This is a genomic window from Bradyrhizobium sp. (genome assembly GCF_017881085.1).
Classification (GTDB): domain Bacteria; phylum Pseudomonadota; class Alphaproteobacteria; order Rhizobiales; family Xanthobacteraceae; genus Bradyrhizobium.
In genome coordinates, this window is sequence record NZ_JADGRI010000224.1 from 1 (window position 1) to 9102 (window position 9102).

Here is a 9102-nt window from a genome sequence, read left to right on the forward strand (position 1 = left end):
GGTGAAGCCGATGTCGCCGGCCTTGGCCGCCGAATAATTGACCTGGCCGAACTGGCCCTTCTGGCCGTTGATCGAGGAGATGTTGATGACGCGGCCGAACTTGCGGGCGCGCATGCCCTCGATCACCTGGCGAGTCATGTTGAACAGCGAGCCGAGGTTAGTGTTGATCACGGCGTTCCACTGTTCCAGCGTCATCTTGTGGAAGGCGCCGTCCCGGGTGATGCCGGCATTGTTGACAAGTATCTCGACCGGACCGAGGTCGGCCTCGACCTTCTTGATGCCGGCGGCGCAGGCATCGAACGAACTGACGTCCCACTTAAAGGTGGGGATGCTGGTCTCGGCCTTGAACTTGTCCGCTGCCGCATCATTGCCCGCATAATTGGCGGCGACCTTGTAGCCGGCGGTTTTCAGCGCCTTGCTGATCGACGCCCCAATGCCCCGCGTTCCTCCCGATACCAACGCAACACGTGCCATGTCGAATCCTTCCCTTGGCGTCCGTTGAACCAGTTTTTTATTACGTAGCTGCGAATTAAGCGGGCCGTTTGACGAACATCAAGAAAAAACGCCCGGCAGAGCCGGGCGTTTCTTTTTAGCTGTAACTTCCGCGGTTGCGAGATGATCTTTTCATCACGCACCGCCGAACGTTTAATCGCGTGCAGTGCACATATCAGTCGCGTGCGATGCACATGGCGATGCCCATGCCGCCACCGATGCACAGCGTGGCAAGGCCCTTCTTGGCGTCACGCTTCTGCATCTCGTGCAACAGCGTCACCAGCACGCGCGCGCCGGAAGCGCCGATGGGATGGCCGATCGCGATCGCGCCGCCATTGACGTTGACCTTGGAAGTATCCCATCCGAGGTCCTTGTTGACCGCGCAGGCTTGGGCCGCAAAGGCTTCGTTGGCCTCGATCAAATCGAGGTCGGCGATGTTCCAGCCGGCCTTCTTCAGCGCGGCGCGCGAGGCCGGGATCGGCCCGGTGCCCATGATCTTGGGATCGACGCCGGCCTGGCCCCAGGAGACGATGCGGCCGAGAACCTTCTTGCCTTCCTTGGCCGCCTGCTTGGCGGTCATCAATACCACCACACCGGCGCCGTCATTGATGCCCGAGGCGCTGCCGGCGGTGACGGTGCCGTCCTTTTCGAAGGCCGGCTTGAGCTTGGCCATCGCTTCCAGGGTAGCGCCGTGGCGTGGATATTCATCGGTATCGACGACGATGTCGCCCTTGCGGGTCTTGATGGTGACCGGCGCGATCTCGTCCTTGAACTTGCCGGCCTTCTGCGCGGCCTCGGCCTTCTGCTGCGAGGCGACCGCGAACTCGTCCTGTTGTGAACGGGTGATCTGGTACTGCCGGGCGACATTCTCGGCGGTATTGCCCATGTGATAGCCGTTGAAGGCGTCCCACAGACCGTCCTTGATCATGGTGTCGACGAGTTCGAAATTGCCCATCTTGACGCCGCCGCGCAGATATTGCGCATGCGGGGCCATGCTCATCGATTCCTGGCCGCCGGCGACCACGATCTCGGAATCGCCGTTGAGCAGCGCCTGATAGCCCAGCGCCACCGTGCGCAGGCCCGAGCCGCAGAGCTGGTTGACGCCCCATGCCGGGCTTTCCACCGGAATGCCGGCGGCGATCGAGGCCTGGCGGGCCGGGTTCTGGCCCTGCGCCGCGGTCAGGATCTGGCCCATGATCACCTCGGAGACCCGGCCCGGCTCAATGCCGGCCCGCTCGAGCGCGGCCTTGATGGCGACGGCGCCGAGATCGTGGGCCGGCGTAGTGGCGAACGCACCGTTGAAACTTCCGACCGCGGTGCGGGCGGCGCTGACGATGACAACATCGTCTGACATGGACATCTCCTGGGGCTTGAGGATCGTGGATAAGCAGGCGCCGGATTGGCAGGCCAGTCTCTCGCTTCATCCTGTTAACGTCGTTGAGGCATGTCAACCGGCCGAAGGCCGAAATCTCGCCGCGACGCATTCAAAATGACGTTCTTGGCGTATCCTTAAGCACCGTCTATGCTTTGGAATTAACCGTGCCGCACAAAACGGTAGCCGAAGCACATTGAAAATGCTTACTTTGTTGCATTGCGTTGTTCGTCCACCCTGCGGCGAAGCCGTCGGGTTCCCTTCTCCTCGGTGTGCATGTGTGAGCCCATGGCGAAATCTGACCAACCCACCACGATCAAGAAATATGCGAACCGGCGGCTCTATAATACCGGCACCAGCACCTACGTGACGCTTGAAGACCTCGCCGCGATGGTCAAGGAGGGCGAGGACTTCCTCGTCTACGACGCCAAGACCGGGGACGACATCACCCGCTCGGTGCTGGCCCAGATCATCTTCGAACAGGAAAACAAGGCCGGCCAGAACTTGCTGCCGACCACCTTCCTGCGCCAGCTGATCCGCTTCTACGGCGACAGCATGCAGATGGTGGTGCCGAAATATCTGGAACAGTCGATCGACACGCTGACGCGCGAACAGGAGAAATTCCGCAAGCAGCTGACCAATACTTTCTCGGGAACGCCGTTTGCGCCGCTGGAAGAACATGTTCGCCGCAACATGGAATTGTTTCAGCAGACCTTCTCGATGTTCAAGCCGTTCGTGCCGCCGCGCAGCGGAACCGCCGCTGAACCGGAAAAGGCCGCTGAGCCTGTGCCCGAGGGGGACAACATCGACGATCTTCGTCGTCAGATGAAGGAAATGCAGGAGCGCCTCGAGCGCATGTCGAAAGAGCCGAAGAAGGAAGAGTGATTCTGCCGGCAGCCCCTGCTTTCGAAAGCAGGGACGGCGAGTTATTTTCGCGCGAAACTTCCTAGCTCGCCGCAGGCAGCATGTCGGCGGCCGGCGCCCCCCACGGCCGCTCCGATGATGCGAGCCCGATCAGGCGGCCCTGGATGTAATCGCAGCCCCAGTCGCGCAGCATGACGGCGGCTTCCTCGTCCTGAACCCATTCGGCCACGGTCTTGATTTGCAGCCGGCGCGCCAGATCGATCAGCGTATGCACGAAGGCGCGATCGTCCGCCGAGCGCGCGATGTTCTGCACGAACGCCCCATCGATCTTCACGATATCGACGCCGAGCTTGCGCAAATTGCGGAACGAGGTGTAACCGGCGCCGAAATCGTCGATCGCGATCCGGCTGCCGAAGTTCTTCAGCCGCGTGACGAAGCCGCGCAAATCGTCGATATCCTGGATCGCGACGGTTTCGGTGATTTCGACGATCAGCCGCTCGGCGACGCCGGGATGCGCGTGCATCAGCGATTCGATCGAAGCCCACCAGTCAGGATCCATCGTGGTATCGGGCGAGATATTGAGGCTGAGCTGGACGTTCGGCGTCGCGGCCAGTTCCGCCACCACGAGTTCGAGCACGCGATGATCGACCAGGCGGATCAGGCCGAGCTTCTCCGCCACCGGGACGATGTCGGGGGCCAGCAGCACCCGCCCGTCATCCTGCTCCATGCGGACCAGGCACTCATGGAATGCCGGCTGGCGCGAGCCCGCCTCCACCACCGGTTCGAACGCCATCACGATCCGGCGCTCATTGAGCGCGGTGACGATCTCGTCGGTGACGCGGATATTGACGCGGCGCTGGGCGTCGCGCTCGACATTCGGACGCCACACCGCGAACGACCCGGCACGGCGGCGCTTGGCCGTGTCGAGCGTTTCGTGGGCGCGGTTGATCGCCTCGTTGGCGTTGCGCGCATAGCGCGGCACGCTGACCGCGCCGATCGAGACGGTTACGGAGACCGGCCCGGAGTTGGTCGGCACCACCTCGTCGCGAATGCCGGCCAGAAACCGTTCGGCGGCGACGTTCATGTCGTCGACCGTGCAGTTCTTCAGGATCAGCCCGAATTTGTTGCCGGAAAACCTGCCGAGCACGTCGCCGCCGCGCAGCCGCGACCGGATGCGTTTGCCCACCTCGGAAATCACCGCGTCCGCGACATCGAAGCCGAACGCGTCGTTGATGCGCGCCAGATGATCGATACCGATCAGCATGAAGGCGCAGGAGGTACGAAAGCGCGCGGATTCCTCGATCGCCTCGGCCAGCGAGGCCATCAGATGGGTCCGATTGAGTTCCCCGGTCAGCGGGTCGTGCCGCGAAAGCTTCAGCAACTGCTCGTCGCGGGCGTGGCGTTCATTGTTAACGCGGACGATGCCCTGGGCGCGCGCCGGCCGGCCGTCCGGACCGGCGAACCAGCATCCGGTTTCCTCGATCCAGAGTACCGGTTCGGAGCTCGCGGTCCGCACGCCATATTCGATCCGGTAGGGCGCGCCTTCGGCGCCATGCGCGGACGACGAATGAGCCAGCGCATCGGAGCGGATGCTACGCTCCGGCTCGATCAGCTTGGAAAACGCCGCGCCCTTGGCGAGCAACGCCGGCGGGATGTTGGAAAACACCGCGCTGGCGTGGTCGCTCCAGGTGATGGTGTCGGTTGCGATGTCCCAAACGAAGGCCGCCTGGCCCAGCGAAGCCAGGATGGTCGAAGCTTTCGGAAGAGCGGATGTCACGGTCGCCTCGTTTCAGGACACTGCCGGGTGATTCCCGGTCTCAAGAATACGGCCTGTTCCGGCGCTGACCCTAGGCGAAGTTCATAAATATTCCGCAAACCACGTTGGATGGTCGCCGGGAACAAAGCGGGGAGAACCGGCATGACCCTTGCGATGAAGAAATAGTAAAGGGACATGACGTCCCAAAATGTGACAACTCAGCCGGATTTCGAATCGCGATGCGAGGCAGCGGTCGACCAGAACAGACGGTAGATGACGGCGTTCCTGCCGACGAAAAACCCGCCTGTGTCGCGCTGGTGCCGGTGGTACCGACCGTTCAATGGTCGCGGGTGCCGGACCAGCGACTGTCGCGCGCCGATTTTGTCACCCAGTTGATCGCGACCGCCGAGCACGTCCCGCAAACGCGCAGCCTGCGGCGGGCGACCCCGGCCGACGCGAAGGCCGCCTATGGGGCGCGGTGGCACAAGGCCCCGGCCCAGGCCGCCGGCGTCCGGACCCAGCAGATCGCCTAGAATCCCAAAGTCAACGCGGCGGCGCTTCCGGCGACGGAGGTGAGCCCTCGCCGGGCTGCAATCCCGGCGATGCGACCTCCGGCGACGGTCCCGCCGGCGTGATCTCGGCAGGTGCCATTTTCGGCTCGACGCGATCGGGCGGTGCGGTTTCAGCAACCGGGGCAGCCGCGGGGGCCGCAGGCTCCGGTACCGGCTCGAATTGAGGTTCGGGCGCAGCGCTTGCTTGCTTGCGGGAGGGCGCAGCGGCAACTGGCACCGATCCGCGCCGGGCGCGCAGCGCAATGCCCGACAGGAAATCCACCAGCGACAGCAGCGACAGCAGGAAATAGGTCGAAGTGCCGAACTTCGGCCACAGCAGGAATTCGGCGCCGGCGGCCCCGAACACGATCAGCGACAACAGATGATCGGTGAGATATTTCGCGCCGGGACGCGCGCCCTTCATGACCTCGAGCAGCAGCAACAGGATGCCGAGCGCCAGCAGGATATCGCTCAGCGTCACCGGCCATTCGGCGCCGGACATCAACGTCAGCGTCAGAAGCGGCTCGGCGAGGGTAACGCCGGGCATCAGGAAGACGATGATGTTGTAGATCGTGAGCGGAATCAGAAGAAGCGGAAAACCGACCATGGACATCGGCGAGGCCTTCTTTTCAAGCACCGGATATTCTCAGGCGAACTCCGTTCGCCACCGGCAACCGTCTTACCTCACTCGTTGGCCGAATTCAGGCAGCCGTTGTCGTCAACGGCCTGCCTGCCCTTCTTGCCTCAGGATTCCTTCTTGGCCTTCAGGACCTGGCGGCCCTTGTACATGCCGGTCTTCAGGTCGAGGTGGTGCGGACGGCGCAATTCGCCGGAATCCTTGTCCTCGGCGTAGGTCGGCTTCTTCAGCGCATCCGCCGAGCGGCGCATGCCGCGCCGCGAGGGCGATGTTTTTCTTCTGGGAACGGCCATTTCGGTGTCCTCTAGGGGTGTTGTGGTCTAGGCATCGTCCGCAAACGGACGGCTGAAGCGCTTTTGGCGCGAGCCGAAAATGCCGATAAGGCCGCGCTTATAGAGGATGGGCCCGCGCAAAGCTAGAGCATGATTCGGAAAAGTGGGAACCGGTTTTCCGGAAAGATCATGCTCAAACAAGGACATGAGATCATCATCCGATTCGACAGTCGGATCATGATCTCAGCTGGTCTCCTGCCAAAATAGCCCAGAATTGGCTCAATAGACGCGATTTTCGCTCCAGCACCGCTGCAGGCTGGAAGCCTGTGCCCGGGCCATATAGGTCCCGGCTAGACGGCGCACCCCGGCGCCGGGAGTGCGGGCGCTGCGCTTGACCGGATTGGGCAGGATCGCCGCCAGCAGGGCCGCGTCGCGGGGGGACAGCGCCGATGCCGGGCGGCCGAAGGCATAGGTGGAACCGGCCTGCGCGCCGAACTGGCCTGAGGGGCCAAGTTCAGCAATGTTGAGATAGATTTCCAGTATCCGCTGTTTCGGCAGCACCAGATCGATCCACAGCGCCAGCGGAAGCTCCAGCGCCTTGCGGACCACGCTGCGGCCCGGCCACAGGAACAGGTTCTTCGCGACCTGCTGGGTGATGGTCGAGCCGCCGCGGGTGACCTCACCGTCCTCCGCGTCGTCGATCACTTCGCGCAATGCGTCCCAGTCGATGCCGTGATGGCTGCAGAATTTCGCGTCCTCGGCTGATACCACCGAGCGCGGCAGATAGGGCGAGATCGCGCTGAAATCGACCCATTGCCGCGACATCGGCGCGCCGGTCAGATAGCGCCAGGCCATCAGGGTGGAAACCGGATGGCCGGTGCGATAGAGCGGCGCAAGTAGATAGGGCAGCAGCAGCGCGGCCAGCACGATCAGCAGCAGATTTCGGGCAACGCGCAAATGTGGCGCTTCCGGTTAATGCGCGCATTCCGCAAAAGTGGGTAACGGCCTTTGCGAACAGAATGCGCGCAAGTTAGTTAAAGGGGTCTTTGGGGCGCGGGCGGGAAAATAGCCGGCACGATTGATATCTCACTGATATTTCCGCACTTTTCCAGCAGTTTCAAGGCGCAGCCCGGCTGCGTCCCGGAATTGACGAAGCCCGTGCCATCAACGATTGTCCCGGCCAAATCGATTGGGAGCTATTCTTAATGACGACCGGCACTGCACTGACCGACTTTGCGAAACGTTTGGACCAGACCGCGGAGGACACCGAAGCGCTGCTTGGCACGCTCTTGTCGGAGGCGCTTCTGCCCGACGAGATCGCCCGGCCGAAGCGGCTGATGGACGCCATGCGCTATTCGAGCCTCGGTGGGGGGAAAAGGCTGAGGCCGTTCCTGGTGGTCGAGAGTTCGGCCGTGTTCGGCGTTCCGCGCGATGCCGCCCTGCTGGCCGGCGCCGCGCTGGAATGCATCCATTGCTATTCGCTTGTTCATGACGACCTGCCGGCGATGGACAATAGCGATTTGCGCCGCGGCCGGCCCACGCTGCACAAGCAGACCGACGACGCCACCGCGATCCTCGCCGGCGACGGACTGCTGACGCTCGCTTTCGACATCATCACCCGCGACGAGATCCATAAGGACCCGACGGTGCGCCTGTTGCTGACGCGGGCGCTGGCGCGCGCCTCGGGAATCGGCGGCATGGTCGGCGGCCAGATGCTCGACCTCGCCGGCGAGGGACGCTTCGGCGATCGCGAGCCGGTCGACGTCGCCCGCCTGCAGCAGATGAAGACCGGCGCGCTGTTGCGCTTCGGCTGCATTGCCGGCGCGATCCTCGGTCAGTCCTCGCAAAAGGAATATCAGGCGCTCGACGATTACGGCCGCGCCCTCGGCGAAGCCTTCCAGATCGCCGACGATCTGCTCGACGTCGAGGGCGACGCCACGGCACTGGGCAAGCAGACCGGACAGGATGCCGCACTCGGCAAGACCACCTTCGTCACCCAGCTTGGAATCGACGGGGCCAAACAGCGCGTGCGCGACCTGCTGGCGCGCGCCGATTCCGCGCTCTCGATCTTCGGCGCCAAGGGCGACGTGCTGCGCGCCGCCGCGCGCTTTGTCGCCGAACGCAGGAATTGAGGGCGCCGATGGCGGACAAGGAAGTCGACGATCCCGTCCTGCTTCGCTTCCGGAAGATGTCGAGGCCGGCCCGCGTGGTCTATGCGCGGCCGCGCACCTTCTTTGCGGTCGCGCTCGGAATCGTGGCGTTCTTCCTGCTGCCGGGCTCGCTGCGGCTGGTGACCCGGCTGCTGCTCAGCTGGGACATCCTGATCACGATGTATTTGCTGCTGGTATACATCATGATCCTGCGCTGCGAGATTTCCCATATCCGCCGCAACGCGGTGATGCAGGACGACGGCCGTTTTGTGATCCTGCTGGTAACCGCGCTTGGCGCCTTTGCCTCAATCGCCGCGATCTTGTTCGAACTCGGCGCGTCGCACCGCAGCGGACCGCAACTGACGCTGGCGACCGTGACGATCGCGCTGTCCTGGGCGGCGGTGCATACGATTTTCGCGCTGCATTACGCCCATGATTATTACCGCCGCGCCAAGCCCGGCGGCCTGCAGTTCCCGAGCGGCGACGAGCACGATCACGCCGATTATTGGGATTTCGTCTATTTCTCGTTCGTGATCGGCATGACCGCGCAGGTCTCCGACGTCGGCATCACCGACAAGACCATCCGCCGCACCGCCACCGCGCACGGCATCATTTCATTTATTTTCAATACCGCGCTGGTGGCGCTGATGGTCAATATCGCGGCCAGCGCGATCTAGCCAAGCGCGAGAAATCTATCCTCGTCGTCGATCCTGAGGCGCGGCCGGCTATGGGCACTTTCCCGACATGATGGCCCCGTATCCGTTGCAACCCTGCGCACGTTCCAGGCCGGTAAGCGGCTGGCCGTTCTGGCCCATACCCGGTGAATTCCGTCCCTGATAAGGCCTGGCAAAAACTTGCCCTGCTTCCGGAACTTGCCTTGCTTCCGGCCTGCGAGGGGCCACTCGCTGCCGATCGTCGGTATCGCGTTTGGCGGCCGGCGTCTTCGCCCGCTGCTTTACGCAGTCATTGTCGTCATCGAGGACGGAGCCTTCGGCGCAGACGATCTTG

The 9102-nt window shown here is 63.2% G+C and carries 10 protein-coding genes and 1 pseudogene; 4 read left to right on the forward strand and 7 right to left on the reverse strand.

From position 1 onward, the window contains the following. A partial coding sequence (locus QZ213_RS19485) for an SDR family NAD(P)-dependent oxidoreductase (protein WP_291687729.1) occupies nucleotides 1-474 on the reverse strand: 474 nt, incomplete at its 3' end. A 193-nt stretch (nucleotides 475-667) separates the two neighbouring features. Next, nucleotides 668-1846, reverse strand: a complete 1179-nt coding sequence (locus QZ213_RS19490) for an acetyl-CoA C-acetyltransferase (RefSeq protein WP_291687730.1) — start codon at nucleotides 1844-1846, stop codon at nucleotides 668-670. Between the two features lie 306 nt (nucleotides 1847-2152). On the opposite strand from QZ213_RS19490, the gene phaR reads away from it, so the two are divergent. Next, nucleotides 2153-2749, forward strand: coding sequence for a polyhydroxyalkanoate synthesis repressor PhaR (phaR, locus tag QZ213_RS19495; protein WP_291687731.1), 597 nt, complete (start codon nucleotides 2153-2155; stop codon nucleotides 2747-2749). 61 nt (nucleotides 2750-2810) lie between these two features. Here the strand turns inward: phaR and QZ213_RS19500 are convergent, their stop codons facing one another. After that, the gene (locus QZ213_RS19500; RefSeq protein ID WP_291687732.1) at nucleotides 2811-4505 is read right to left on the reverse strand and encodes a bifunctional diguanylate cyclase/phosphodiesterase; all 1695 of its coding nucleotides are present in this window, start codon (nucleotides 4503-4505) and stop codon (nucleotides 2811-2813) included. A gap of 218 nt (nucleotides 4506-4723) precedes the next feature. On the opposite strand from QZ213_RS19500, the gene QZ213_RS19505 reads away from it, so the two are divergent. Further along, on the forward strand, nucleotides 4724-5017 hold the full coding sequence (locus tag QZ213_RS19505) for a hypothetical protein (protein WP_291687733.1): 294 nt from the start codon (nucleotides 4724-4726) through the stop codon (nucleotides 5015-5017). Between the two features lie 10 nt (nucleotides 5018-5027). Here QZ213_RS19505 and QZ213_RS19510 read toward each other — a convergent pair whose 3' ends face one another. The 3 genes from QZ213_RS19510 to mtgA form a co-directional block, all read right to left on the reverse strand. Then, on the reverse strand, nucleotides 5028-5642 hold the full coding sequence (locus QZ213_RS19510; RefSeq protein ID WP_291687737.1) for a hypothetical protein: 615 nt from the start codon (nucleotides 5640-5642) through the stop codon (nucleotides 5028-5030). A gap of 137 nt (nucleotides 5643-5779) precedes the next feature. Continuing rightward, on the reverse strand, nucleotides 5780-5965 hold the full coding sequence (rpmF, locus tag QZ213_RS19515) for a 50S ribosomal protein L32 (RefSeq protein WP_027540899.1): 186 nt from the start codon (nucleotides 5963-5965) through the stop codon (nucleotides 5780-5782). 258 nt (nucleotides 5966-6223) lie between these two features. Continuing rightward, nucleotides 6224-6901, reverse strand: coding sequence for a monofunctional biosynthetic peptidoglycan transglycosylase (mtgA, locus tag QZ213_RS19520; RefSeq protein ID WP_291687734.1), 678 nt, complete (start codon nucleotides 6899-6901; stop codon nucleotides 6224-6226). A gap of 248 nt (nucleotides 6902-7149) precedes the next feature. Here mtgA and QZ213_RS19525 point away from each other — a divergent pair, with 248 nt between their 5' ends. Continuing rightward, nucleotides 7150-8076: a polyprenyl synthetase family protein gene (locus QZ213_RS19525; protein WP_291687735.1), complete on the forward strand. Its 927-nt coding sequence runs from the start codon at nucleotides 7150-7152 to the stop codon at nucleotides 8074-8076. 8 nt (nucleotides 8077-8084) lie between these two features. Beyond that, nucleotides 8085-8771 carry a DUF1345 domain-containing protein gene (locus QZ213_RS19530; RefSeq protein WP_291687736.1) on the forward strand — a complete coding sequence of 229 codons (687 nt, stop codon included), beginning with the start codon at nucleotides 8085-8087 and terminating at the stop codon, nucleotides 8769-8771. Nucleotides 8772-8819: 48 nt separating this feature from the next. On the opposite strand, the pseudogene QZ213_RS19535 reads toward QZ213_RS19530, so the two are convergent. Continuing rightward, nucleotides 8820-9102: pseudogene (locus QZ213_RS19535) on the reverse strand (hypothetical protein); the annotation flags it as partial.